23 protein-coding genes and 1 pseudogene are annotated in these 26234 nt (G+C 62.6%); 9 read left to right on the top strand and 15 right to left on the bottom strand.

Annotated features, from left to right (window positions below):
• Positions 1–93: 93 nt before the first annotated feature.
• On the top strand, positions 94–516 hold the full coding sequence (locus AC1D0N_RS06425; RefSeq protein ID WP_477242555.1) for a DoxX family protein: 423 nt from the start codon (positions 94–96) through the stop codon (positions 514–516).
• Here AC1D0N_RS06425 and ppx read toward each other — a convergent pair.
• Both ppx and AC1D0N_RS06415 read right to left on the bottom strand, forming a co-directional pair.
• Positions 509–2041 carry an exopolyphosphatase gene (ppx, locus tag AC1D0N_RS06420; protein ID WP_477242553.1) on the bottom strand — a complete coding sequence of 511 codons (1533 nt, stop codon included), beginning with the start codon at positions 2039–2041 and terminating at the stop codon, positions 509–511. The two genes, AC1D0N_RS06425 and ppx, sit on opposite strands and share 8 nt — an antisense overlap.
• Positions 2041–4242: an RNA degradosome polyphosphate kinase gene (locus AC1D0N_RS06415; protein WP_477242551.1), complete on the bottom strand. Its 2202-nt coding sequence runs from the start codon at positions 4240–4242 to the stop codon at positions 2041–2043. The genes ppx and AC1D0N_RS06415 overlap by 1 nt, the downstream gene beginning before the upstream one ends.
• A 147-nt stretch (positions 4243–4389) precedes the next feature.
• Here AC1D0N_RS06415 and AC1D0N_RS06410 point away from each other — a divergent pair, with 147 nt between their 5' ends.
• Together AC1D0N_RS06410 and AC1D0N_RS06405 are read left to right on the top strand one after the other, a co-directional pair.
• Positions 4390–4635 (top strand): zinc-finger domain-containing protein, encoded by a 246-nt coding sequence (locus AC1D0N_RS06410; RefSeq protein ID WP_477242549.1) that lies wholly within the window; start codon positions 4390–4392, stop codon positions 4633–4635.
• A gap of 19 nt (positions 4636–4654) precedes the next feature.
• Entirely contained in the window at positions 4655–5884 is a 1230-nt protein-coding gene (locus AC1D0N_RS06405) for an FAD-dependent monooxygenase (RefSeq protein WP_477242547.1), read from the top strand.
• Here AC1D0N_RS06405 and AC1D0N_RS06400 read toward each other — a convergent pair whose 3' ends face one another.
• From AC1D0N_RS06400 to AC1D0N_RS06370, 7 genes are all read right to left on the bottom strand, one after another.
• Positions 5885–6553 carry a TIGR02117 family protein gene (locus AC1D0N_RS06400; RefSeq protein WP_477242545.1) on the bottom strand — a complete coding sequence of 223 codons (669 nt, stop codon included), beginning with the start codon at positions 6551–6553 and terminating at the stop codon, positions 5885–5887. It abuts the gene before it with no gap.
• Positions 6554–6665: 112 nt separating this feature from the next.
• Positions 6666–7469, bottom strand: coding sequence for an amino acid ABC transporter ATP-binding protein (locus AC1D0N_RS06395; protein ID WP_477242543.1), 804 nt, complete (start codon positions 7467–7469; stop codon positions 6666–6668).
• A 20-nt stretch (positions 7470–7489) separates the two neighbouring features.
• On the bottom strand, positions 7490–8653 hold the full coding sequence (locus AC1D0N_RS06390) for an amino acid ABC transporter permease (protein ID WP_477242541.1): 1164 nt from the start codon (positions 8651–8653) through the stop codon (positions 7490–7492).
• A 4-nt stretch (positions 8654–8657) separates the two neighbouring features.
• Positions 8658–9845 carry an amino acid ABC transporter permease gene (locus tag AC1D0N_RS06385; RefSeq protein ID WP_477242539.1) on the bottom strand — a complete coding sequence of 396 codons (1188 nt, stop codon included), beginning with the start codon at positions 9843–9845 and terminating at the stop codon, positions 8658–8660.
• 63 nt (positions 9846–9908) lie between these two features.
• Positions 9909–10937, bottom strand: a complete 1029-nt coding sequence (locus AC1D0N_RS06380) for an amino acid ABC transporter substrate-binding protein (protein ID WP_477242537.1) — start codon at positions 10935–10937, stop codon at positions 9909–9911.
• Between the two features lie 380 nt (positions 10938–11317).
• Positions 11318–12178 carry a DUF2182 domain-containing protein gene (locus tag AC1D0N_RS06375; RefSeq protein ID WP_477242535.1) on the bottom strand — a complete coding sequence of 287 codons (861 nt, stop codon included), beginning with the start codon at positions 12176–12178 and terminating at the stop codon, positions 11318–11320.
• 9 nt (positions 12179–12187) lie between these two features.
• The gene (locus AC1D0N_RS06370; RefSeq protein WP_477242533.1) at positions 12188–12823 is read right to left on the bottom strand and encodes a DUF1326 domain-containing protein; all 636 of its coding nucleotides are present in this window, start codon (positions 12821–12823) and stop codon (positions 12188–12190) included.
• 356 nt (positions 12824–13179) lie between these two features.
• On the opposite strand from AC1D0N_RS06370, the gene AC1D0N_RS06365 reads away from it, so the two are divergent.
• The 4 genes from AC1D0N_RS06365 (at position 13180) to AC1D0N_RS06350 (ending at position 16239) form a co-directional block, all read left to right on the top strand.
• Positions 13180–14349, top strand: a complete 1170-nt coding sequence (locus tag AC1D0N_RS06365) for a cystathionine beta-lyase (RefSeq protein ID WP_477242531.1) — start codon at positions 13180–13182, stop codon at positions 14347–14349.
• A 258-nt stretch (positions 14350–14607) separates the two neighbouring features.
• Positions 14608–15279 (top strand): RNA polymerase sigma factor, encoded by a 672-nt coding sequence (locus tag AC1D0N_RS06360; protein ID WP_477242529.1) that lies wholly within the window; start codon positions 14608–14610, stop codon positions 15277–15279.
• Positions 15280–15395: 116 nt separating this feature from the next.
• Positions 15396–15920, top strand: a complete 525-nt coding sequence (locus AC1D0N_RS06355; protein ID WP_477242527.1) for a DUF4142 domain-containing protein — start codon at positions 15396–15398, stop codon at positions 15918–15920.
• A 10-nt stretch (positions 15921–15930) separates the two neighbouring features.
• Entirely contained in the window at positions 15931–16239 is a 309-nt protein-coding gene (locus AC1D0N_RS06350) for a cupredoxin domain-containing protein (protein WP_477242525.1), read from the top strand.
• 52 nt (positions 16240–16291) lie between these two features.
• Here the strand turns inward: AC1D0N_RS06350 and AC1D0N_RS06345 are convergent, their stop codons facing one another.
• The 4 genes and pseudogenes from AC1D0N_RS06345 to AC1D0N_RS06330 form a co-directional block, all read right to left on the bottom strand.
• Positions 16292–17161, bottom strand: coding sequence for a LysR substrate-binding domain-containing protein (locus AC1D0N_RS06345; RefSeq protein ID WP_477242523.1), 870 nt, complete (start codon positions 17159–17161; stop codon positions 16292–16294).
• A gap of 83 nt (positions 17162–17244) precedes the next feature.
• The gene (locus tag AC1D0N_RS06340) at positions 17245–18366 is read right to left on the bottom strand and encodes a branched-chain amino acid ABC transporter substrate-binding protein (RefSeq protein ID WP_477242521.1); all 1122 of its coding nucleotides are present in this window, start codon (positions 18364–18366) and stop codon (positions 17245–17247) included.
• Between the two features lie 46 nt (positions 18367–18412).
• Complete coding sequence (locus AC1D0N_RS06335; protein ID WP_477242519.1) at positions 18413–19735, bottom strand: aminotransferase class I/II-fold pyridoxal phosphate-dependent enzyme; 1323 nt, start codon at positions 19733–19735, stop codon at positions 18413–18415.
• Between the two features lie 280 nt (positions 19736–20015).
• Positions 20016–20789, bottom strand: a pseudogene (locus AC1D0N_RS06330) (crotonase/enoyl-CoA hydratase family protein); the annotation flags it as partial.
• 81 nt (positions 20790–20870) lie between these two features.
• On the opposite strand from AC1D0N_RS06330, the gene AC1D0N_RS06325 reads away from it, so the two are divergent.
• On the top strand, positions 20871–21464 hold the full coding sequence (locus AC1D0N_RS06325; protein ID WP_477242517.1) for a TetR/AcrR family transcriptional regulator: 594 nt from the start codon (positions 20871–20873) through the stop codon (positions 21462–21464).
• Here AC1D0N_RS06325 and AC1D0N_RS06320 read toward each other — a convergent pair.
• Positions 21461–22687, bottom strand: a complete 1227-nt coding sequence (locus tag AC1D0N_RS06320; protein ID WP_477242516.1) for an anion transporter — start codon at positions 22685–22687, stop codon at positions 21461–21463. The genes AC1D0N_RS06325 and AC1D0N_RS06320 overlap by 4 nt on opposite strands.
• 580 nt (positions 22688–23267) lie before the next feature.
• Here AC1D0N_RS06320 and AC1D0N_RS06315 point away from each other — a divergent pair.
• Entirely contained in the window at positions 23268–24338 is a 1071-nt protein-coding gene (locus AC1D0N_RS06315) for a sensor histidine kinase (protein ID WP_477242514.1), read from the top strand.
• 1056 nt (positions 24339–25394) lie between these two features.
• On the opposite strand, the gene AC1D0N_RS06310 is transcribed toward AC1D0N_RS06315, so the two are convergent.
• On the bottom strand, positions 25395–25919 hold the full coding sequence (locus tag AC1D0N_RS06310) for a hypothetical protein (RefSeq protein WP_477242512.1): 525 nt from the start codon (positions 25917–25919) through the stop codon (positions 25395–25397).
• Positions 25920–26234 lie beyond the last annotated feature (315 nt).

Below are 26234 nucleotides of genomic sequence, written 5' to 3'. Positions count from 1 at the left end.
TCTGGGCATGCGTCCCGGCTAGCCGATTCCTGCTAGGATCGCGGCGTCGGGATAAGGAACGGGCCAGCCGGCCCGACCGACACGGAGGTGACCATGCCCCGCAACGCACTGCTGCTGCTTTCCCGTTTGCTGCTTGCCGCTCTGTTTGTTCCCTCGGGCTTCCATGCACTTGCCGACATTGCCGGCACGACGGGCTATTTCGCCAGCCTCGGCCTGCCGCTGCCGACGCTAGCGGCCTGGGGAACCGGGCTGTTCGAGCTGATCGCCGGACTGCTCATCCTGGTCGGCTTCAAGACGCCGATCGTGGCGCTGCTGCTGGCCGCGTTCTGCGTCGTTGCCGGCTTCATCGGCCATTACGGACAAGGCGCCGACGACCCGATGCTGAGCTTCCTGCATTCACAGATGCTGATGAAGGACATCGCCATAGCAGGCGGTTTCCTGGCATTGGCGATGGCCGGCGCGGGTGCCTATTCCATCGACGGCCGAACATTCGGGATCGGGTCTGAGGCTACTTGACCGAAATGCTCGGCCCGCCCTCGACGGCCAGCACCAGCCGACGGTTGGTGATCCTTGCCAGCTGCGCCAGCCGGCCCGCCGGCCGCTCGCCGTAGAGATCGGCCAGCGACGCCGGCAGCACCAGCGCCAGTGCGCCATTGGGGCGGGGTTCCCACTTCAGCCTGGGCATGACGCCCGGCATTGCCGCCGTCAGCAAGTAGACGACGCGCAGCATCGCCGCCAGCACGCGGGCCCGCTCGAGATAACGCGGCGTCGCCAATCCACGAATCTCGGGGACGGCCTCGTTGAAGACCCCCTCGTGGCGAAACAGGCCGACAAGCGCCAGGAAGGCGCGGCCAGGGTGATCGACGCCGATGAAGGAGGCGTGGGCGATGATGTTGAGCGACTGCTTCCCGCGGTATTCCGGGTGCGCGCGCCAGCCGATGTCGGCAAGCAGGCAGGCCGCTTGACGATAACGCGCCTCGTCCTCGGTCTCGTCGATGCCGAAGGCAGCGAAGGCCTTGCCCGTCCATTCGACAAGCTCATGCGCATGGGTGACCGAGCGCGAGCGCAGCTGGGCCAGTTCCTCCGCCGCGGAAATCAGTGGATCGGCCTTCTGCTCGGCTTCACCCAGCAGCGAATAAAGAAAGCCCTCGCGTACGCCGAGCGCCGAGACGATGATCTTCGACGGCTGCATCGCCGCCATGATCTCCTGCAGCACGATCGCGCCATAGGGCAGCAACGAGCGACGATTCTTGGAGACGCCTTCGATGCCCCTCACCTTCTCGATCTCGCCCTTGGCCACTTGCTTCAGGAAGTTCGCAGCACTGTCGGCGCTGATTTCGTAGTGGTGCATGACGCCGAGCGGATAGTTGCTCATTTCCATGTGCAGCCGGGCAAGATTTCGCCAGGTGCCGCCGACCGAATAGAAGGTCCTGCCCTGCCCGCCCTTCAACAGCTTTGCCCGCGCCAGTTCCTCGCGCGCAATCTTTGCCGCCTGGGCGAGCGAGTTCTTGGCCATATCCTGCAGACGCAGGCCGCCCAGCGGCAGTGTGATGCCGTCGCCGATCGCCTCGCCATTGACGTCGATCAGTTCCAGGCTGCCGCCACCAAGGTCGCCGGCAATGCCGTTGGCCGGATGAAAACCGGAGATAACGCCGAGCGCCGAATAATGCGCCTCCTCGCGGCCGCTCAGCACCCGGATCTCGGTCTTGAGCACATCTTCGGCGCGATGGATGAAGTCGGGACCGTTGACCGCCTCGCGGGCGGCGGCGGTCGCCAGCACATACATGTGCTCGGCGCCGACCTGGTCGGAAAGGGCGCGGAAACGCCGGAATTCTTCCATCGAGCGCGTTACCGCCTCGGGATCAAGCTTTCCGGTCGAAACGATGCCGCGGCCGAGGCCGGCCAGCATCTTTTCGTTGAACAGCGTGGTCGGAGAACGCGCCAGCCCCTCATAGATGACAAGGCGGATCGAATTCGATCCGATGTCGATGATGGACAGCGGTCGGCGGTCCTGAAGCCGGCCCTGGGACGTTGCAATCATCAGCCGGACGCTGCGGCGTTTTTCTTGCGGCGCTTGAACTGCGCGATGCGCTTGGGCGCATGCGACTTCAGCGCATCGCCCCGTCCCGACAGGCTCGGATTGGTCATGAAATATTCCTGCGCGTTGAACGGTTCCTCACCCTCCTCCAGCATCACGCGCCGGGAGGTTCCGTCTGCCAATACGTCGAAACTTTGCTGGTTGTCCATGATGTTGCCCAGCATGATCTGGCCAAGGATCTGTTCATGCACAGTTGGATTGGTGATCGGCACCATGGTCTCGACGCGGCGGTCGAGATTGCGCGGCATCAGGTCGGCCGAGGCGATGTAGACGATCGCCTCGTCGGACGGCAGGCCATGGCCGTTGCCAAAGCAAAAGATGCGGCTGTGTTCAAGGAAACGGCCAACGATCGACTTGACCCTGATGTTTTCCGACAGGCCCGGCACCTGTGGCCGCAGGCAGCAGATGCCGCGCACGACGAGGTCGATCTCGACGCCGGCACGGCTGGCGTCATAGAGCGCGTCGATGATGATAGGGTCGACGAGCGCGTTCATCTTCATCCAGATGCGCGCTGGCCTGCCCTCGAGCGCATGGCCAACCTCGTCGGCGATGTGCTTCAAGATGCGGCTTCTGAGCGTAAACGGCGAAATGGCCAGCCGCATCTCATCGGTCGGCTCGGCATAGCCGGTGATGAAGTTGAACAGCTGGGCGACATCGCGCGCAATGGTCGGATCGGTGGTGAAGAAGGACAGGTCGGTGTAGATGCGCGCGGTGACCGGATGGTAGTTGCCGGTGCCGAGATGCACGTAGTTGCGCAGCTTGCCGTCCTCGCGCCGCACCACAAGCGACATTTTGGCGTGGGTCTTCAGTTCGAGGAAACCGAACACGACCTGGACGCCGGCGCGCTCGAGGTCGCGCGCCCAGCGGATGTTGGCCTCCTCGTCGAAGCGCGCCTTGAGCTCGACCAGCGCTGTCACCGACTTGCCGGCCTCGGCGGCGTCGACCAGCGCCCGCACGATCGGGCTGTCGTTTGAGGTGCGATACAGCGTCTGCTTGATCGCCACCACTTCCGGGTCGGCCATCGCCTGGCGAAGGAACTGCACCACCACGTCGAAGGATTCGTAAGGGTGGTGAACGACGATGTCCTTCTCGCGGATGGCGGCGAAACAGTCGCCGCCATGCTCGCGGATGCGTTCGGGAAAGCGCGGATTGTAGGGCGTGAACTTGAGGTCGTCGCGGGCCACGGCGACGATTTCGGAGATCTGGCTGAGCGCCAGCGGACCGGTCAGAACGCTGATGCGGCTCGACGACACGCCAAGCTCGCCGGCGACGAAGTCGCGCAACTCGCTGGGCATCAGCCTGTCGAACTCGATGCGGATGACCGAGCCGCGGCGGCGGCGCTTCAGCGCCGTCTCGAACAGGCGCACGAGATCCTCGGACTCTTCCTCGACCTCGATATCACTGTCGCGGATGATGCGGAATGTGCCGGAGCCCTTGACCTCGTAGCCGGGGAACAGCTTGCCGATATAGAGGCCGACCGCCTCTTCGAGCGGGATGAAGCGGACATGATGCTTGCGGTCGGGCAGACGGATAAAGCGCTTCAATGCAACCGGCAGGCGCAACAGCGCGCTCATCTCCTCGCCATTCTTGCGATGACGCAGTTGCAGCGCCATCGAGAAACCGAGATTGGGAATGAACGGGAACGGGTGCGCTGGGTCGATCGATAGCGGGGTCAGCACCGGAAACACCTGCTCCTGGAAATGGTCTTCCAGCCAGACCTTCTCGTCCTTGGTCAGGGCGTCGCGGGCGATGCTCTCTATGCCTTCCTTGTTGAGCAGCAGCATCAGCGCCGAAAGGCTCTTCTGCTGGTCCTCCTGCAGGCGCTCGACCTCACGCAGCAATTGTTCGAGCTGCTGCTCCGGCGTGCGGCCGTCCGGGCTCTTGAGCGTGATGCCCTCGCGCACCTGGCCGGCGAGACCGGCGACGCGGACCATGAAGAACTCATCGAGATTGGCTGCCGAGATCGACAGGAAGCGGACGCGTTCGAGCAGCGGATGATTGAGGTTCAGCGATTCTTCGAGAACGCGGCGGTTGAATTGCAGCCAGGAAAACTCGCGGTTGACGAAACGGTCGGGGTTGCCGCCTTCGGAGCTGGCCTTCTCCACGGTGGTGAATTCGCTCTGTACCGGCTTCAGTTCGTTCATGGTTCCTGCTCTTCTCGACTGCTCAGCCGGTTAACCGGCTTAACTTATCCTGTGACAGGCTTTTGCGACAGTTTCATTTCATCGATCTTGCAAAGAGACGGGTTATGATCCAGATGCAATTCTAAACGAGAGAGCAAGGAGACGACGATGGCAGGCGGTTCCATTCCCCATTTCCAGAACGATGCGGGCCACGCGGCGATCGACATCGGCGTTAGGGAATTCATGTGCACCGGCGCCAATCCGCCTTTCGACCATCCGCATGTGTTTCTCGACATGGGCGACGACGATGAAAAAGTCTGCCCCTATTGCTCGACGCTCTATCGCTATTCGTCAAAGCTGAAGGCAACGGAAACGGCGCCGGCCGGGTGCCTGTATATCGACCAGGCCGCCTGATTCTTTCGCGACGATCCCAATGAGCGACATGCAGTCCCGGCAGATCGTTATCGCCGGGGCGGGTGTTGCGGGGCTGACCGCTGCCCTAGCGTTCGCCGAGCGCGGCTATCCGATAAAGCTGTTCGAACAAGCGCCGCGCCTCGAAGCGGCTGGCGCCGGCATCCAGCTTTCCCCCAACGCAACGCGCATCCTTCGCCAGCTCGGCGTGCTCGACCGGCTGTCGCCGGCAGCGGTGCGGCCGGAGGCGGTCGTGCTTAGGGATGCAGGAACATTGCGCGAATTGGCGCGCGTCCCGCTTGGCGACTTGGCCGAAAAGCGCTGGCAGGCCCCCTACCTCGTCGCTCACCGCGCCGATCTGCAAAACGCGCTGATGGCGCGCGTGGCGGAATTGCCTGGCATCAAGCTTGTCACCGGCGCGCGCGTCAGCGGCGTCGCCAAGGGGCCGCATGGCCTCATCGCAACGACTGAGATTGGCGACAAGAGCGTCGAGGCCGAGGGGTTCCTGCTGATCGGCGCCGATGGTGTCTGGTCGGCGACCCGTGCTGCTGCCGGGTTTTCGTCCAGAAACCGGTTTTCGGGCGAACTCGCCTGGCGCGCCACGGTCAGCGCCGACAGCGCCGCCGGAAAAGCCTTCGCGGCGATCGCTGCAACCGACTGCGTCACCACCTTCCTGCATCCCGGCTTCCACCTCGTCGCCTACCCCGTCAGCAAAGGCACCGCCTTCAACCTTGCTGCGTTCACCAAGGGTGAGATCATCGCCGAGGGTTGGTCCGGCAATGCCGACGTCAAGATCCTCACCAGCGCCATGCGCGGCACGGCGCCGGCACTGGCCCGGCTGGTCGAAGAAGCCGGGCCGTGGACGGCGTGGCCGATCCATACAGTGGACCAGCGCCAGCCCTGGACGACGTCGGATGGCATCGCGCTGATCGGCGATGCGGCGCATGCGATGACGCCGTTTGCCGCACAGGGCGCGGCGATGGCGATCGAGGATGCCGCAACGCTTGCCGGCTTCGTCGCCGCCTTGCCTGCCGATCTCCAGGGTGCGCTTGCCGCGTGGGAACAGGAACGGCGTCCGCGTGTAGCAAAAGTTGCCCGCCGTGGCGCCGTCAACCGGCTCGCCTGGCATGCTGCGGGGCCGGTGGCGATGGCCCGCAATCTGTTCCTGGCGACGCGCTCGTCCGAAAAGCTCGCCTCAGACCTGGACTGGCTCTATGGCTGGCGGGTGCCCGAAACCGTCGGACGTCGATAGCTAATCATAAAGCCGCATCGACAGGCCGAGCGAGACCGGCAACGGGTTCCACCAGCCGGTGCGCAGGCCGGCTGTGCGCAAGGCCGCCGCCGTCCAGGTGTTGCAGCCGACCAGTGCATTGAAATGGCCATTGGCTTCATAAAAGCCGTCATATCTGGAATAGGCCGCATCCGGGACAAGGATCGGTCCGTTCGGCCCTTGCTGGAAGCTCGCTTCGATGAAATCGAGCAGCGCAGCAAAACGCTCCTCGCCGATGTCGAAGCCGGTGACGTCGGGACGCGGTTCGGCGATGTCGCCGACGATATCGACATGCATGACCGAGGCATCCAGCGTCAACGCCTTTAGCACCGGCACCGCTTTCAGTTCGGACCAGGTCGGCGTCTCCAGATAGAAAGCGCGGCCGCCCCAGCCGAAGACGATGTAGCGAACTTCAGCACCATCGGCCGGAATGCCGGCATCGACAAGGAAATGGAAGCGCTGACGCACGCGGTCATCGACCGGAATGGCGATATCGGTGTGGATCGGGTTTTTCAGCACGAGGATATGCCGCGTCGCGGCGGCGCTGGCATTGGCCGTCCGCCACAGCGGGCGCGGCACCAGTGTACCCAGCGCCATGGCAAGCGCTGCCAGGACGATGAACAGGCCAAGGATGCGCCCGAGCTTCTTCATCGATGGCGTCCTTGCGCCCTGCCGCTACACAACGAACACTGCCTCAGCCGATCCATACGAAAAAGAGCCCGGCCGGGTTTCCGGCCGGGCTCTTCGTTTCGCATTGAAATCGTCAGTGCAGGATCTGCGACAGGAACAGCTTCGTCCGCTCATGGCGCGGGTGATCGAAGAACTCGGCCGGCGTGTTCTGTTCGACGATCTGGCCCTGGTCCATGAAGATCACCCGGTTGGCAACCTTGCGGGCAAAGCCCATTTCGTGGGTGACGCACAGCATGGTCATGCCCTCTTCGGCGAGGCCCACCATCGTCTCCAGCACTTCCTTGATCATTTCCGGGTCGAGTGCCGAGGTCGGCTCGTCGAACAGCATGATGCGCGGGTTCATGCACAGTGAACGGGCAATCGCCACGCGCTGCTGCTGGCCGCCTGAGAGCTGACCTGGATATTTGTTGGCCTGCTCCGGGATTTTCACACGCTTGAGGAAGTGCATGGCGATTTCCTCGGCCTGCTTCTTCGGTGTCTTGCGCACCCAGATCGGCGCCAGCGTGCAGTTCTCCAGGATGGTCAGATGCGGGAACAGGTTGAAGTGCTGGAACACCATGCCGACCTCGCGGCGCACCTCGTCGATCTTCTTCAGATCGTTGGTCAGCTCCTTGCCGTCGACGATGATCTTGCCCTTCTGGTGTTCTTCCAGCCGGTTGATGCAGCGGATCATCGTCGATTTGCCGGAGCCCGAAGGACCGCAGATGACGATGCGCTCGCCGCGCATGACCTTCAGGTTGATGTCCTTCAGCACATGGAATTCGCCGTACCATTTGTGCATGGCGATGATGTCGATGGCGACATCGGTGGTCGAGATGTGCATCTTCTTGGCATCGACCTTGATCTCTTCCGCGCTGACCGCATTTTCTATGACCATGGCAGGGTCCCCTTTTGTTTTTAGCGTTTGTGGCCGGTGTCGAGCCGGCGTTCCGTGTACATTGAATAGCGCGACATGCCGAAGCAGAACAGCCAGAAGACGAAGGCCGCGAACACCAGGCCGGACTTCGCCGTTACCGGCGTTGCCCAGTTGGGGTCGGAGAAGTTCTGTTTGACGATGCCGAGCAGGTCGAACATCGAAATGATCGAGACCAGGCTGGAGTCCTTGAACATGCCGATGAAGGTGTTGACGATGCCTGGAATGACCAGCTTCAGCGCCTGCGGCATGACGACGAAATACATTTTCTGCCAGTAGCCGAGGCCGAGCGAATCGGCGCCTTCATACTGGCCTTTCGGAATGGCCTGCAGGCCACCGCGTACCACCTCGGCCATGTAGGCGGCCGAGAACAGCGACACGCCGATCAGCGCGCGCAGGAACTTGTCGAAGGTGACGCCGGCCGGCAGGAAAAGCGGCAGCATGACGCTGGCCATGAACAGGACGGTGATCAGCGGTACGCCGCGCACGGTCTCGATGAAGATCACGCATAGCGTTTTGACGATGGGCATCTTCGAACGCCGACCGAGCGCCAGCACGATGCCGAGCGGCAGCGAAACGACGATCGCGACGAAGGAGAGCGACAGCGTCACCATGAGCCCGCCCCAGCGCGAGGTCTCGACCAGAGGCAGCCCGAACACTCCGCCCGAAAGCAGGATGAAGGATACGATCGGCAGCACGAGGAGCAGAAGGATGGCGTTGAGGCCCTTGCGCGGCGCCTTGGGCATCAGCATCGGCACGAGCAGCGCGACCAGCAATATGCCGACCAGGATCGGCCGCCAGCGCTCCTCGACCGGATAGGTGCCGAACAGGATCTGGCCGAACTTGGCATTGACAAAGGCCCAGCAGGCGCCGGACCAGCCGTCGGGCTGGATACCGCCCTGCGCCTGCGCAGCCGTGAGACAGACGGTGCGGTCGGCGCCGGTCCATTGGGCGTTGATGAAAGCCCAATTGATGATTTGCGGCAGGATTAGCGCCACCAGAGCGATACCGATGATGGTCAGGACTGTATCGCTGACCGAACCGATCAGGTTCTTGCGAACCCAGGCACCCATACCGGTTACCCCGGCCGGTGCAGGCTGCGCCAGCACCATTTCCGTCCGGACCCAGGACATGTCGTGTTCTTGCATGGCCCTACCTCTCCACCAGCGCCATCTTGGCGTTGAACCAGTTCATGAACAGCGAGGTGAGCAGGCTGATCGACAGGTAGACCGTCATCATGATCAGCACGCACTCGATCGCCTGGCCGGTCTGGTTGAGCACGGTGCCGGCGGTTGCCGTCAGATCGGGATAGCCGATGGCGATGGCCAGTGAGGAGTTCTTGGTCAGGTTGAGGTATTGGCTCGCCAACGGCGGGATGACGATGCGCATCGCCTGCGGCACCACGACCAGACGCAGCGCCTGTCCCGACCGCAGGCCGAGCGCCTCCGAGGCCTCGCTTTGGCCCCTTGCCACGCCGCGAATGCCGGCGCGCACGATCTCGGCAATGAATGCGGCGGTATAGAACGACAGGGCGAGATAAAGCGAAAGGAACTCCGGCTTGACGACGAAGCCGCCGGTCAGGTTGAAGGTCGATTGTTTTGGAAAATCAAAGCTCAGCGGGAAGCCGCTCAGCGCGAAAGCAAGCAGTGGCAGTCCGACGATCAACGCCAGCGACGTCCAGAACACCGGGAATTGCTGGCCAGTCGCCATCTGCCGCTGGTGTGCCTTACGGGCGACGAACCACGCCATGGCGATGCCGACAAGAAAGGCGACGAAGATCAGCCAGGAGCCGTCGCCCCACACGGCGCGCGGAAAGTAGACGCCGCGCTGATTTAGAAGGGAACCGAACGGCAGATGAATGCTTTCCTTCGGCGTCGGCAGCACGGCCAGCACGCCGGAGTACCAGAAGAAGATGACCAGCAGCGGCGGGATGTTGCGGAAAGTCTCGACATAGACCGTGCAGATCTTCTGGATCAGCCAGTTACGCGACAGCCGGCCAATACCGACAAAGAAGCCGACGATGCTTGCTGTGACAATGCCGACAGCGGCGACAATCAGCGTGTTGATGATGCCGACGATGATGGCGCGACCGTAGGTCGAATCCGACGTGTAGGCGATGGCGCTGTCAGAGATGTCGAAGCCGGCGCGCCCCCTGAGGAAGCCGAACCCCGATGCGATGTGAAGGCGCGTAAGATTGTCGATGACGTTGTTGACGATCCACCAGACGCCCCCCACCAGCAGAACGACGACCACCGCCTGGAAGACAAAACTGCGGACTTTCGGATCGTTGATGAAGGAACCGCGGCTCGGCTCCTCGCGAAGAACTTCCTGCGATGCCATTTGACCGTCCCCTGGAAAGAGAAACCGGAAGGCAGAGGATCTGCCTTCCGGATCACATTTCGATCAGCGGATCGGCGGAGCGTATTGCAGGCCGCCCTTGGTCCACAGTGCGTTGATGCCGCGCGCGATCTTCAGCGGGCTGCCCGAGCCGACATTGCGTTCGAACATTTCGCCATAGTTGCCGACCGCCTTGACGATGTTGATGACCCAGTCATTGGAGACGCCGAGATCGGTGCCGATCTTGGTGTCGGCTTCCTGGCCGAGCACGCGCTTGATCTCTGGGCTTTCCGAGGCCTTCATCTCGTCGACATTGGCCTTGGTGATGCCGAGTTCTTCGGCGTCGAGCAGCGCGAAATAGGTCCATTTGACGATGTGGTACCACTGGTCATCGCCCTGGCGCACGGCCGGTCCAAGTGGTTCCTTGGAGATGATCTCGGGCAGCACGACATGGTCGGCCGGCGCACCCAGCGTCAGACGGATGCCATAGAGGCCCGACTGGTCGGTCGTGTAGACGTCGCAACGGCCGGCGTCATAGGCGGCGTTGACCTCTTCCAGCTTTTCGAAGACGACCGGATTGTACTCCATCTTGTTGGCTTTGAAGTAGTCGGCCAGATTGAGCTCGGTCGTGGTGCCGCTCTGCACGCAGACGGCGGCGCCCGAAAGCTGCAGTGCGGAATTCACGCCCGGCAACTTCTTGGCGTTGATCATGAAGCCCTGGCCGTCATAGTAGGTGACGCCGATGAAGTTCAGGCCAAGTGCCGTGTCGCGGTTGATGGTCCAGGTGGTGTTGCGCGACAGGATGTCGACTTCGCCAGACTGCAGTGCGGTGAACCGCTCCTTGGCGCTGAGCGGCGTGAACTTGACCTTGGTGCCGTCGCCGAAGACGGCGGCCGCCACAGCGCGGCAGAAATCCGCATCGATGCCTTGCCATTCACCCTTGTCGTCGGGCGCCGAGAAACCGGCCAGACCGGTCGAGACGCCGCATTGAATGAAGCCCTTCGCCTTGACTGTGTCCAGCGTGCCTGCCGAAGCGGCCGAAGCCATCAATCCGAGCGCGGCGGCTCCAAAAATGCCAATTGCAATATGTTTCATAACCCACAGACCCTTCTTCTGTTTTTCAGGCAAACCCTGATCATTGTTCCCGTGCGTGAACGTAGCCCCCTTCCGATCTATTCCCGAAACCCGCATCGTAATCGACGCGCTGCCTCCCATTCACGAACTGCATCGAAGGCGATTATTCCTGTGAGGTCAAGGGAAATGACCGAAACCCAATGCGTTTGAAAACCAATTGCCGGAAATGCCTGAATTGCAGACAAGAGCGTCAGGAAATTTGCAAGCCGCGCAAACAAAATTGGCAAAGTCCTATCCGCGCAAATTCGCGCGGCGCCTGTGGAACTTGTCCTCCGGCATTGCTCTGCACGACTGCCTTTTGTCGCGATCAATTGGCATGGTCTGCCCTTGCGCTGGCGCGCTCAAACCGCTCCGGCAAGGAGCCAGAGACCGGCACCCGCCATCAGCACCCCGGAGATGCGGGGAATCAGTTGGCCGGCCGGAACTGTCTTCTCCAGAAGAATGAGGATGGCGATGCCGGCGATCCACAGGACGTTCATGACACCGCCGACGAACAGCAGCGCCATCAGCGCCCAGCAGCAGCCAAGGCAATAGGCGCCATGCTCGGCCCCGAACCGCAGGGCACCAAGCGGATCGGACCGGAACCCGCCGTGACTGGCCAGGAACGCGATCGGCGCCTGGCATTGTCGCAGGCACACCGCCTTCAACGGCGTCCATTGATAGAGGCCGGCGGCGACCAGAACGAGGCCGGCCAGTATCCTGCTGTTGGTTGCCATCGTCGGACTCAGCAAGGTGAGACCAGCCAGCAGCCATTGCGCGCCGGTCGCCACAACGCTGAAGGCAACCCAGACCAGCAAATAGCCGGTGAAAAACCATGCCGTCGATGCGATCGGCCGGCCGCTCGCGCGCGCCTGGCGGCCAACGCCGGCATAGAGTAGCAGCATCGGCGCAACCGATGGCGTCATCATGCCGACCATCATCACCGCCCACATGGCGAAGATGAAAGCGAAATCGGCCGGTTCCCAGACCCGGAAACCGGGCGTCGCCGTGGCGCCCATATCCATGCCGCCCATATTCATACCCGACATGTCCATGCCCGCCATGTCACCGGCTGCGGCGCCCGGCGCGGCGACATCGGGCGCCGTCATGTTGGCAGCGAGCCACAGCACATAGGCCCAGGCGAGCACGGCAATGATGACAAGCGCAACCGTCACGACCGCGCGGTCGCGCCGCAACACCGCCTCGAGGGCCGAGTCGCTCATTGGATCAGATCAATGCACGACGCCGCTTTGCGTGAGATGCATAATGGCGAAATGGCTATGGGAGTCGGCCAGCTCGAACTTGATCGGGCTGGACGCCTTGGTCCAGCCGCGCCCGGCCTCGGCGAGCGCGTATTCAAAGCCGTGCGGGAGATCGATGCGCGCCCGATGCTCGGCTCCGGTGACCGGATTCTTGATCGGCTCGCCATGGCCCTCGGTTACGCCCGGCACATGCAGCGTGGCCTTACGCGCGTCGATGTCGATCTTGAAATCGATCGCGGCGAAGATCGGATCGTGGACCTTTTCCAATGTGGTCGAGAAAACCTGGAATATGGTCGCGCCGGGTTCAGTGTCCTGGCCGCTGAGAATGCGCAGCAGCGCTCCGCGCTGCGCCTCGGTCGCCCGTTCGTCGATGACCACCGCGGCCTCGCCCTTGCCTTCATGGATCGGGCCCGGCCAGCGAAAGATCCCGGCAAACCGCAAGCCGTCAAGCTTGGTCTCGCCATGATAGCCGTGCTCGATCTCCATGCCGGCGACCGCCTGGCAGAATCCGTGCGTCGGCAATGCGTTGAACTGGCACGGACAGCCATAGGCACAGTTGCAGTTGGTGAATTCGCGCGCCTTTATCATCCACTTGACGTCGGTCATGGCATTCCTCCCCTTTGCCTCGCTCATGCTCTGTGAGCGAGATACCCGGATCGGAGGGATCTGGACGTCAACCGGCAACAACCGTCCGGCGGCATCTGATCGAGGCAATCCGGCGATAAGTATTAGTATTCAATTATATATCTTTCGCAGCCACCCACAAGGCCGATCGGCGGGGGACCAGCGGGGCGCCCGGCCAGGCATTGCCGGTGATCACGCCAGCGCGGGGCGGATCAGCGTTACCGACTTCTGCTGGCATGAATTGGCATATCCAAAGACCGTTGCCTGGCGGGCGCCGGGCTGTTGCGCGACCAGTGCCGCCGCACTATGGCTAGCGCCTCACCACAAGGCGAACAGCAATGGCAAAAGACGGCAACGAGATGGGCATCAACACGCGGCTTGCCCATTCAGGCAACAATCCGCACGACTATTTCGGCTTCGTCAATCCGCCGGTCGTGCACGCATCGACCGTGCTTTATCGCGACGCGGCCTCAATGGCGGCGCGCAGCCAGAAATACACTTATGGCACGCGCGGCACGCCAACCACGGATGCGCTTGCCCAGGCCATCGATGCGCTGGAAGGCTCGGCCGGCACCATCCTGGTGCCCTCGGGGCTGGCGGCGGTGACGATCCCGTTGCTGGCCTTCGTTTCGGCGGGCGATCATCTGCTGATCGTCGATTCCGTCTATCATCCGACGCGCAACTTCGCCGACACGATGCTGAAGCGGCTCGGTGTCGACGTCGAGTACTACGATCCGCATGTCGGCGCCGGCATCGCCAAGCTGATCAAGCCCAACACCAGGGTCGTGTTCACCGAATCGCCGGCCTCCAACAGCTTCGAGGTGCAGGACATACCGGCCATTGCCAAGGCGGCGCATGCCGCAGGCGCGCTGATCATGATGGACAACACCTGGGCGACGCCGCTCTATTTCCGCCCGCTCGACCATGGCGTCGACATCTCGATCCACGCGGCGACGAAATATCCGGCCGGCCATTCCGACGTGCTGCTCGGCACCGTGTCGGCCAACGATGCCTGCTGGAAACAGCTCTATGAGAGCTTCTGCACGATGGGCTGCTGCGCCGGGCCAGACGATGTCTACCAGGTGCTGCGGGGCCTCCGCACCATGGGCGTGCGGCTGGAGCGCCATCAGAAAAGCGCGCTTGATATAGCCGGCTGGCTCGAAGGGCAGCCGGGCGTCGCAAGGGTGCTGCACCCGGCGCTTCCCAGCCACCCCGATCATGCTCTATGGAAGCGCGATTTCTGCGGCTCGAGCGGCATTTTTTCCGTCGTGCTCAAAGGCGGCGCCCAGAAGCAGCAGCACGCCTTCCTCGACGCGTTGAAAATCTTCGGCCTCGGCTATTCCTGGGGCGGTTATGAGAGCCTCGCCGTGCCGGTCTGGCTCGGCGACCGCGTCGTCGCCAAGGGTCCCTATGACGGGCCGCTGCTGCGCCTGCAGATCGGGCTCGAGGATGTCGAGGATCTGAAAGCCGATCTGTCGCGCGGCCTCGCTGCGGCCGCTGCTGTCTGACGAGGCCGAGCCTGCCGCACCGAATCGGGAAGCCGGCGTAACGTATTAAAAATGCATATTAAAAGCCGGGTGGATCGCACTGACCGATCTGCTTGCGGTGACAGCGCGCGCGCAAACTGCAGACACCCTCCTTTGGAGGCGGTACGATAGTCGCGGCGGCCCCAGTCAAAATATCGGGAACCTTTTCCCGGCAGCGCCATCCAATGTTTCGATCGGAAGTTCTATTCAAGAGATTGGGTCGTGATGAGGAAACTGGCCATGCCTGCTGTCCTGACGGTCATGCCCGCTGCCTCCAGTGAGATGCAGCTGGTTCGCCGTGCACTGGCGCGTGAGGGCAATGCCTTCCGCACCATCATGAAGACCCACAATCAACGGCTCTACCGCATCGCCCGCGGCGTGGTGCGCAACGATGCCGAGGCCGAGGACATCGTCCAGGAGGCCTATGTCAGGGCGTTTGCTCATCTCGATGCCTTTCGCGGCGACTCCTCGCTGGCCACCTGGCTGTCGCGCATCGTCATCAACGAGGCGCTCGGCCGTCTGCGCAAAAGACGACGGACGGTGGCGATTCCGGCAAACTCGCAAGCCGAAATCATCCAGTTTCCCCTCAATCCCAGCGACGATCCGGAGCGGACGATGGCGCAACGGCAGATCCTCGACCTTGTCGAACGGGCCACCGACAGCCTGCCCGATGTCTACCGGACGGTGTTCGTGGCGCGGGTGGTCGAAGGGCTCAGCATCGAGGAGACCGCCGAGCTTCTCGGCGTGCGGCCAGAAACCGTCAAGACGAGGCTGCACCGAGCCCGCGCCCTGGTGCGCAAGGCACTGGACGACCAGATCGGCCCGGTACTGCTCGATGCCTTCCCCTTCGCCGGCCGGCGCTGCGAGCGGCTGACCAGCGCGGTGATGCGGCGGCTCGGCCTGGAAAGCTGACCATCGGCTAGTCTTGCTGACTTTCGCGGGAACATTTGCCGCCGCTCCGCATCCAATGACCGTCAACTGAAAAACACGGCCCGGCGCGATCCCCGCGTCCGGGCGAAGGAGATGCAATGCTTATTCGTCGCACCACCGCCCTGGCCGCTTTGCTGTTGCTTGGCACTGCCCCGCTCGCTCAGGCCGGGGACAAGCCAACCGACCCTGTGATCGCCCACATCGCCTACACAGCCGGCGTCATCGATGTGGAAGCCGCCAGGCTGGCGATCGAGAAATCGAAGACTAAGGAGGTTGTCGACTTCGCCAACGACATGGTACGCGATCATGAAGCCGTGAACGTGCAAGCGCTCGACCTGGTCAAGAAGCTCAACGTCACGCCGGAGGACAACGCGACCAGCCAGGCGCTAACCACAGCGGCGGCCGCGGAGCGGGCCAAGCTCGCCAAGCTCGAGGGCGCTGCCTTCGACAAGGCCTATGTCGAGAACGAAGTCGCCTATCACAAGCAGGTCAACGGCGCGCTCGAAACCCTCCTGATCCCGTCAGCGGAGAACGCAGAGCTGAAGAGCCTGCTGGAGACCGGCTTGAAGATTTTCCAGGGGCATGAGCAGCACGCCGAACATGTCGCCGGCATGTTGAAGTAAGGACAGGAGCATGTCGAAGCGGTATCTGGGGATTTTACTGGCGTTGACCATTGGCATCGTTCCGGCACAGGCCGAAACCATCCAGGTCACCATCGACAAGCTCGTCTTTTCGCCAGCCGCCGTCGAGGCAAAGGTCGGCGACACGATCGAGTGGGTGAACAAGGATGTGTTCGCCCATACGGCGACCGTGAAGGGCGGCTGGGAGGTGATGATCCCGCCGAAGGCAACAGCAAGCCTGACGCTGAAGACGGCGGAAGCGGTCGATTATTTCTGCCGCTTCCACCCCAACATGAAAGGCCGTCTCGACGTGACGCCATGATGGTTTGAAACCGGCGGCGAAGCGATCGCTCTGCCGCCGGTTGTTGCAAGCTTCAGTCCTGGCTCGCTGCGCCCTGTGCAAGCAGCCACTCGATCATTTGCGCGGCCTGGGCGGGCGGGCGGTCCGGCGCCAGGATTGAGAGGCTGAGGCCGGTCGGGACGCGCTGCGGGAACGGCGCCACCAGCGAACCGGCGGCGAGTGCGCGCGACACAAGCGCCTCATGCCCCATCAGAACGCCGGCGCCGTCGACGGCCGCCTGCAACGCCATGCTGTAGAGCGAGAACTCGGAGCCGGACTCTATCGACGGGCCTTTCAGTCCGGCAGCCTCGAACCATAGGCTCCAGTCGCCGGTCCAGGTGGTGTCCCAAAGCAGCAGCTGCGATGAGAGATCCGCCGGCGTTTTCAGCTGCCTGGCGAGCGCCGGCGCGCAGACCGGAAAGATCACGTCGTCGCAGAGCTTGAACGCGCGGCTGCCCCCAGGGGCATGCCTGGTCAGGAAGATGGCGAGGTCGAAGGGTTCACGCCTGAAATCCGGCGGCTCCTCCAGCGCATGGATGGACGGGCGAAGGGCGGGAAGCGCAGCGCGAAGTGCCGGTAGATACGGAGCCAGCCAGAGCTGGGCGATGGATGGCAACGCTGCGATGCTTACCTGCGATTTCGGAGCCCAGATGCGCAGTTCCTGGACGGCAAGGCCCATGGCATCGAACGCGGTGGAGAAGGCAGGCAGGGCCGCGCGCCCAGCCTCGGTCAGATGCAGCCCCTGGGCATGGCGCACGAACAGCGGCGAGCCGAGCCATGCCTCCAGGGCCTTGACCTGATGCGACACCGCCGCCGGGGTGACGCCAAGCTCGTCGGCCGCCTTGGCGAAGCTTTCATGGCGGGCGGCTGCTTCAAAGGCGCGCAAAGTGTTGAGAGGCGGCATTCGAGGTCGCGGCGGATTTACGGCCATCGTCCGACGTTCCCGGAAAACGTCGGCGGCCGATCTGGGCCGCCGACGCGGTGTTTCTATTTGAGGGCGACCGGGGTCAGCTTGCCGTCGACCTTCTGCCACTCAAATACGACGAAGCCCGGCTGCTTGATATCCCCCTTGTCGTCATAGGAGATCGAACCGAGCACAGTCGAGATGCCGGCGCCGGAATGAAGATAATCGGAAGCGGCCTTAGGATCGTCGGCCTTGGCCTTGGCAATAGCCTCGGCAAGAATCTGCGTTGCCGCGTAAGCATAGAGGGTCACCGCCTCGGTGGGCACGTTTTTGGCCTTGAGATCCGCAACGGCGCCCTTGGCTTCGGCAAACGTTGCCGGGTCGGGGAACGACGTCATCAGGGTTCCAACAGCACCGTCACCGCCGATTGCGCCAAACTCGCTGTTGGAGATGCCGTCGCCGCCCATCAGGATGGTGGTGACGCCTTGATCGTGCATCTGACGCACGATCAGGCCTGCCTCCGTGTGCTGACCGCCATAGTAGACGAGCTCGGCGCCCGATTGCTTGATCTTTGCGACGAGCGGGCTGTAGTCCTTCTCGCCCGGGTTGACCTCTTCATGCAGGACCTCCTTGCCGCCACCGGCATTGTAGGCCTTGGCCATTTCATCAGCGAGGCCTTTGCCCGCCGTCGACTTGTCGTCGACGATCGCGATCTTCTTGTCCTTGAAGCGGTCGAGAACGAATTTGGCGGCGATCGAGCCTTGCTGATCGTCACGCCCGCACGCCCTGAATGCGTCCCACAGGCCGCGTTCCGTCACGGTCGGGTTAGTGGCCGTCGGCGTCACAAACAGAACGCCATTCTCCGCATAGACCTCGGAAGCGGGAATGGTGACGCCGGAATTATAGTGCCCGACGACATAGTGGACGCCATCGGCGACGAATTTGTTGGCGACCGAAACGCCTTGCTTCGGGTCGGAGACATCGTCACCGACCGACACGGAAAGCTTTTGTCCGAGAACGCCGCCATTGGCGTTGATGTGTTCGACTGCGGTCTCGACACCGACGCGGTACTGTTCTCCATAAGCGGCGTTCGGTCCCGACATCGGACCAGCGACGCCGAACACGATATCCGCCCTCGCGGCGCCGACAGCGGCGGCTGTCATTAGGGCAGCAGTCATCATCTGCACGATCATGCGCATTTTCATTCCCCTGTTTTTTAGAGAAAGGCGGGTTCTCCCGCCGCTTCAGGCGTCAGTTCACAAAGTGAAGCTTGTTGAACCGGCGCCGGAATGCCGTGACATCTGCCGCGACCTGTTCGCTGGCGTCATTGCCGCGCAGCCCCCTGGCGATGAGAGACGCGAGCTCGGGCATGTCGTCCTCGGTCATGCCCCAGCGGACGATCTCCGGTGTACCGAAGCGCAACCCGTTCATGTCGCCGTCGACGGCGTCTATGGGCAAGCCGATGCCGCAGGTCAGGATGTTGGCTAGCCGCAACTTCTTTGCCGCCGCCTGGCCACCACCGAACTCCGCCGCCTTGACGGCGAACTGGTGCGATGTCGTGTAGCCCATGCCGGTCGAAAACACCGGCAGGCCGCGATCGGCAAGGCTTTCGGCCAGCGCCTTTGCGGTCCGCGCCATCGTCGCGGCGTAGGCTTGGCCGTGGTCTTTCCAGTCCAGAAGCGTAATCGCCAAGGCTGCCGACTTGGCAGCATCGAAGTTGGCGGTCATGCCGGGAAATGCAATCTTATCGAGCTTCTCGGCGACGGCGGCGTCGTTGGTGACGATCAGCCCGGACGCCGGACCGCCGAGACTTTTGTAGGTGCTCATCGTCATCAGATGAGCGCCCTCCTCCAGCGGCTGCTGCCAGGCGTGTCCGGCAATCATGCCGCACAGATGGGCCGCATCGAAGAGAACCAGCGCGCCGACCTCGTCGGCGATCGCCCGGATCTCACGAATGGGATGGGGCAGCAGGTTGAGGCTGCTACCGATGGTTATCATCTTCGGCTGTACCGTCCTTGCCATGTCGCGCAATTTGCCGACGTGGACGGTGTAACCGTCGGCATCGACCGGAGCGGTGTGGATATCGAGCCCGTAGAGCCCGGCGCAGCCGGCCATATGGTGGGTTACATGGCCTCCGATCGCCGGCGACGGGACAATGATGCTGTCGCCCGGCCTGGCTGCAACCATGAAGGCATAGAGATTGGCGATCGCGCCGGAAGGCACTCGGATCTCGGCATAGCTGGCGCCGAAAACTTCGGCCGCGAGTTCCGCAGCGATCACTTCGATCTGCTCGATGCCCTCCAGTCCCATTTCATATTTGTCGCCGGGGTAGCCGAGCGACGGACGCGACCCCAGGCCGGAAGCGAGTGCGGCTTCGGCCTTCGGGTTCATCACATTGGTCGCCGGATTGAGGTTGATACAGTCGGCTTCGTGGATCGACCGATTCAGCTCGATGCCGCTATTGATTGCCGCCATGACGGCATCGGTCTTCTGAGCGCTCGTCGTCTGCGCCAGCTGCTGGGCGAACTCGTCGCAATGCGATGGAACCCAGGGCCTGCGAGCGAGAGCGACCATCGATGTCTCCATTGCCATTCGCCGATAATCCGGCTGCCAATAGCGCCTAAGGTGGAGCCGTCGGTCGCCATGACGCAAGCGAGTAGTTCTAGCGCCTAGGCTTAGAAAAGCTAGGTCTACCCGCCTCGCCCCTATTTGGAACGCCGCTTCCATTCGACATCGAAGGCCATGCGCCGGCGACGGCAGCGCCTTGGTCCTGTTCGGCAACCCGATCCTGCTCCAGCGACGCCCGCCTGGCTTCGTCCGGCCGGGTGATGTGGGTCCACGAGCCGTCACAGCCCGGCTGGCGGCGCGCGATCCAGGCGTCCAGCCCTTCGCGCAGATCGGCGGTCGGAGCCATGCGGGCGAACTGCTCGGCCTCGACAGCCAAGCCTTCGGCGATGCTCTGGTTCAGGCCGCGCGCCACCGCTGTGAGGATGCTGGCGACGGCCAGTGGTGAATGCCTGGAGATACGCCGTGCCAGGTCAAAGGCTGCCGGCATCAGCTCCTTATGCGGCACCACCTCGTTGACGAGGCCGAGGTCGAGGGCCCGGGGTGGCGGAAACCAATCGCCGGTTAAAAGCAGTTCGAGCGCCCGCTTGCGCCCGGCCAACCGCGGCAGGCGCTGTGTGCCGCCGAAGGTCGGCGGCATTGCGAGATTGATTTCCGGCTTGGCGAACAGCGCGCGGTCGCTGGCGATGGCGAGCGGCACGGCCTCAGCGATTTCGCAGCCGCCGCCGAAGGCAATGCCGTTGACGGCGGCGATGATCGGTTTGCGGAAGGCTTCCAGCCGCGCGGTCAAACGCTGGCCGCGCATAACGAAATCGCGTAGTGCGACCTCGGCCCCGCGTGCGACGCTGGCGGAGAATTCGTGGATGTCGCCACCCGCCGAAAACGCCCGTTCGCCGGCGCCGGTCAGGATGACCGCGCGGATGGCGCCATCGACCTCGACGGCATCGAGGATCGCCAGCAACCGGTCGATCAGCGCGTAGTTCAGCGCGTTGAGTTTTTCGGGACGATTGAGGGTGAGCACGGTTACCCCTTCGCGGGTTTCGCTCAGGACAAGATCGGTCATTGTTGTTTCCTTTCCAGATTGCCTCGGAAAAGGATCAGGCTTTCGATTGCATGTATATTCACTAGTCGGTATACATGACGCATGCCTGAAGCGCTGAGCCCCACACGCAAACGCATTGTCGATGCCGCGACTAGGCTCTTCTATGCCGAGGGAATCGGCCGCGTCAGCGTCGATGCCATCGCCGAGAAAGCGGGGCTGACCAAGCGGACGCTGTATTATCACTTCCAGAGCAAGGACGATCTGATCGCCGCCTACCTCGAAAGCCGCGACCAGCCCAATCTGAAACAGATGGCCGGCTGGTTCGAGGCTGCCGAAGGTGATGCCGACCGCAAGGTCGAGGCGATCTTCAGCAATCTGGCGCGGTCGGCCCGCCATCCAAAGTGGAAAGGCTGCGGCTTCCTGCGCACGGCGGCGGAACTCGCCTCGATGCCAGGCCACCCTGCGGTCAAGGCGGGATCGCGACACAAGGCAAACTTCGAAAAATGGCTGGCGGCAGAATTGTTGGGCCGCGGTATCGCCGAGCCGCAGATGCTGGCGCGCGAGATCGTGCTTTTGATGGACGGCGCCTTCTCGATCATGCTGGTCCATCGCAACCCCGACTATATCGAGGCGGCCGGGCATGCCGCCGCGACGCTGGTTCGGGCGAGATCCGGGACTGGAAACTCCAGCTCTTAGAACCCGTACGCCAGCCACGCGGTGCCCGCGGCAAGGGTGATCAGGGTCAGCGGCAGGCCTACCTTGAAGAAGGCGCCGAAACTGAGAGCCGTGCCGGCGCGCCGCGCCTGCTCGGCGACAATCAGGTTGGCGACCGAGCCAAGCAGCGTGAAATTGCCGGCCAGCGTCGAGCTCATGGCGACGACGAGCCACGCCCGTTCGGGATTTTCGAGGCCGGGGATGAATGGCCTGAGCGCCAGCACGGCCGGCACATTGCTCATGATGTTGGACAGCACAGCGGTGAAGCCGGATAGGCGCCAGACATTGTCCAGCCCAAGATTTTTTGCCGAGGCGATGATGTCGGGCGTCAGCAGCGTCTTTTCGGCGCCGGCGACGACCACGAACAGGCCGGCGAACATGAACAGCAGCGGCCCGTCGATCTCGTGGTAGATGCGCGCCGGCTTGATGGCGCGGGTGAGCAGCAGGATGGCGCCACCGATGAGTGCCGCCTTGGCGACCGGAACGCCGGCGAAGAAGGCGACCGCCAGCCCGATGCAGACGACAACCGCCTTCAGCACCTGCCCCGGCAGCATGCGGCCGCGATAGACTTCGGGGCTCAACTCGGCCGGCCGCTGGAATTCGGCGCGGTAGACGATGCGGACGAGGACGACGACGGCGACGAGGCCGAACAGGGCGACCGGCGCCAGGGCGGCCGAGAAGGCCGGATAGGAAATCCCCGACAGCGCGCCGATAACCATGTTCTGCGGGTTGCCGGTGATGGTGGCGACGCTGCCGCAGTTGGATGCGGTCGCGGTGGCGATCAGATAGGGGATCGGATTGCGGTTGATGACGCGGGTGACGTGAACGACGATCGGCGCCATCACCAGGCAGATGGCGTCGTTGACCAGGAACGCCGACAGCACGCCGGTCAACAGCGTCACCATCACCAGCAGCATGAAGGGCGCATGCGCGTGCTCGATGGCGTAGGCGCCGAGCGCCCGGAAGGCGCCCGACACTTTCAGGTGCGCCACCACGATCATCATGCCGAGCAACAGCGTGATGGTGTCGAAATTGATGGCGCGGTAGGCGTCTTCCATGCTCAGCGCGCCGATGGCGATCATCGCCGCTCCCCCGAGCAGCGCGATCCCTGCCCGGTCGAGACGCAGGCCGGGTATCCTGCCGATGGCGACGCCGGCATAGGTCAGGATCAGGATCAGCAAGGCCGCCGCGCCCGTCAATGTCATTGGCAGAACACCCAGTTCAAATCGGCCCGGCTCCGGGCGAGATCCCTCCCCGCCCGATCATTTCGTCCATGCAGCTTTAGCAAGGCCCCCGCAAAGTGAAAGCGCTGATGGCGACCGATCGTGAAAATCAGGGAGCAAATCGCCCGCCGCGACAGCCGATTTGCGCCAGTGAAACTTGCCGGCCGTCAGCCCCTTGGCTTTAGCCACGGCCAGCCATTATCGCTAGCTGGCTTACCAATATTTTCGGCCGTTCGGATGATTCAGATGGGCCAGAACGTTAAGAGGGAGCACCGGATTTCGGAGAGGAGGAAGCGATGCACCCGACGGAATGCCCGCGCTGCCATGGCGCCCGCAAGGTTTTCATATGCGCGCGATGGGTCGATTCGAAAGGACATTGCTGTCCTGGCGGGACACACCGGCTCAGTTGCCCCGGCCGCACCGTTGCTTGCCGGGAATGCGCCGGGCGGTGATGTTGAGCCGACAATGACTAAGCTGCATTCAATTCGCGACTCCGGCCCGGCAATGGTGTAATAGAAGAGGTTGAGCGGAGGCAAAAATGCCTCCAGATCGGCTTTGAGCCTTGTTCCACCCCATTGCGAATATCGAGGATGCGCAGACGCTGGCGCAGGCGATCGTCAATACGATCGTCGAGCCATTCCTTGTCCTTGACGAAAAGTTTCATGTGCTGGCAGCCAGCCGCTCCTTCTATCAGACCTTTAAGGTCGACCCCGAGGAGACCCACGGCGCCCTGCTCTATGCACTGGGCGACGGCCAATGGGATATTCCGGCACTGCGCCTGCTGCTGGAGACGATCATCCCCGAGAAGACAGCCATGGACGGCTTCGAGGTCGAGCATGATTTCCCCACTATCGGCCGCCGCACGATGCTGCTTAACGCCCGCAAGGTGCTCTACGATCACAGCTCGACTATTACCATTCTGCTCGCCTTCAACGACATTACGGCGCGACGCGCCATCGAGAAGGAAAAGGAAGAGCTTCTCGCCCGTACCGAGGATCTGCTGCGGCAAAAGGATGTGTTGCTGCGCGAGATGGAGCACCGGGTTGCCAACAGCCTGCAGATCATCGCCAGCATCCTGTTACTGAAGGCCCGCTCGGTCACCTCGGAGGAAACCCGCCAGCATCTGAAGGAGGCTCACCAGCGGGTGCTGTCGGTGGCCGAAGTGCAGCGCCATCTCCACACCGAGGCTGGTGTCGAAGAGATCGACGTCGTGTCCTATCTGTCCAAGCTGTGCATCAGCCTGGCCTCTTCGATGGTCGGCGATGTCCAGCCGATCGCGGTCAACGTCACGGCGGATGGCGGCAGGATTGACTCGCAAAAGGCGGTGAGCCTGGGGCTGATCGTCACCGAACTCGTTCTCAACGCGATCAAATATGCCTTCCCCATGGAGAAGGCGAAGGCGCTGATCCAGGTGACCTACGAGACCGATGGCAGCGACTGGAAGCTGACGGTTTCGGACAATGGCGCCGGCAAGCCCGCCAGCATCGTCGCCAGTGCGGGCCTGGGAACCGCCATCGTCGAGGCGCTGGTCAAGCAACTGGAGGCCAAGATCGAGGTCATCAGCGACAAGAACGGCACCAGCGTGTCGGTGACCAGGGCGACGTTCACTTCACGGGTGCCGCGCGCGGCGTAGCGTGATCCATTTCATGGCGGGGCGCCTTAGCCAAGTTGTCGGATCGGATTGCGCCAAGAGATGTCGGCGTACGCTCATGCAAGGGCGATGGGCCATTAAGGGCCAGATTCAGATTCTGGGCGGCTGTATCGCACCTGACACGTGAAGGGCCAAAGTTTTTGGTGATCCGTCGCGCCTGAGCCTGAGTGATCCCATGCTTCCTGGCGAAATAGGCGGGTTCATAGGGCTTTTGCACCGGTATCTCGCTTGCCAAGCCGCTCCGCGGCTAACGCCATCTTTTCCTGGCATCGACAGGCAGAGGGCGTCCTGCTCCAGGTCGAAACGTATAGGTGGCGGATGGATCTGGCTTGTGAGCAGGATGCCCAAATCCAAATGGTCCGCTGAAATCGCCTTCAGCCGGAGGATCGTTGGATAGTGACGGTTGTTCCGGAGATTCACCGACTGAACCGGTGTGGTTGTGATCTTCCATTTCGAACGCACCAGCTTGCTTCATTCAGCTAAAAAGATCGGCAGGCCGCCTGGTTCCCTCGATGTCGCCAGCATGGTTTCCAAAACCTTACAGCTTCGGCTGGGGAGCGAGCGGTTCGGGTGGCCATACCTCGGCGTCGACCTCGAAGTCGGCAAGGACTGCCAAGAATGTGCGAGCGGTGTGGGCCTCGCTGGCCATGCTTCGTCCTTCCAAAGGAACCAGAATGCCATGCGGATCGTTGATTGAGATAAAGTGACAGGCACGAGTGATGCCCTGTCCAGGGCAAGAGCGGCGAACGGCGAAACGGCCGGGCGCTCTCATGGAGGCTTATATGGATATCACCACAATTCTGGTCATCGTTCTCATTGTCTTGCTGCTGGGCGGTGGCGGCTTCTACGGTCGCGGACGCTGGTACTAGACGGGAAAGCAATCATCGGGTCCGGAACCTCTCGATTCCGCGCAAAGAATAGAAGAATACCGGAAGGCACAACCCAATGGACAACCAGCACAACAGCATTTTGGAGGCTCGTTGGCTTCTTGCCGTACCGCTTTCGCTTGTTCTCACGGTGCTGTTGGCCGGCTTGGTCCTAGCCTGATTCACATAGCCGTAGCGGCAAATCGTCATTCTTTCGCAGCCTAACACTAGCCGTTGCCAAATAGTCATAGGCTTGCAGCGATATCTCCCGGATATTGCCGAAGGATCGGGTTTCGTACACCCGATCGGCCCGCGCCCTCCGCCAGAGGCGCGGGCTTTCTTGTGTAGAAGCCCTGGCGCCGTCTTCCTGGTCGGCGCGTGTGACATCATCACCCACAACTTCGATATCGGCCGACGCCCCGTCACACTGGAGGGCGTCACCGAACGATGCCCGATTTGCACAGTAATAGTCTCTGGAAGGAACGGATGCCCGTATCGTCCGTTTATCCTCCGATACGCGCACGGTTTTGGACTGTGTTGCGTTTGGCAGGTTGAAAAGGAGAAGAAAATGGCTGACGGCCCAACTGTTGTTAATACAGGCGGTGGTGGAGGCGGAGGCACCACAGCCATCGCGATTGTTGTGGCGCTCATTGCGATAGCCGTACTGCTGGTTGTTACGGGTGTTATCGACATCCATGGCGGCCGCGGAGGCGACATCAATGTCAAGATCGACGCGCCTGCGGCATCAGCACCGGCGGCCCCAGCCGCACCAGCCCCGGCCGAACCTGCTCCCGCACCGGCTGCACCAGCTCCGGCTGCACCAGCGCCGGCCCCGGCTGCACCAGCACCGGCCAACTGATCGGCCGTTCCAACAGCCTTTAAAGGCAGAAGCGCAGCCCACCGGTGTCAAAGCCGGTGGGCTTTCCTTTCTATGCCGGTTGATCCGAATTCCGCAGGATCGTGCAGTTATCGAGAAACTATGCCTCGCATGGAACAAACGCCTCGCTGAGGT

The sequence above is a fragment of the Mesorhizobium sp. P2_E10 genome (assembly GCF_056404235.1).
This window is presented reverse-complemented; position numbering and strand designations above follow the sequence as displayed.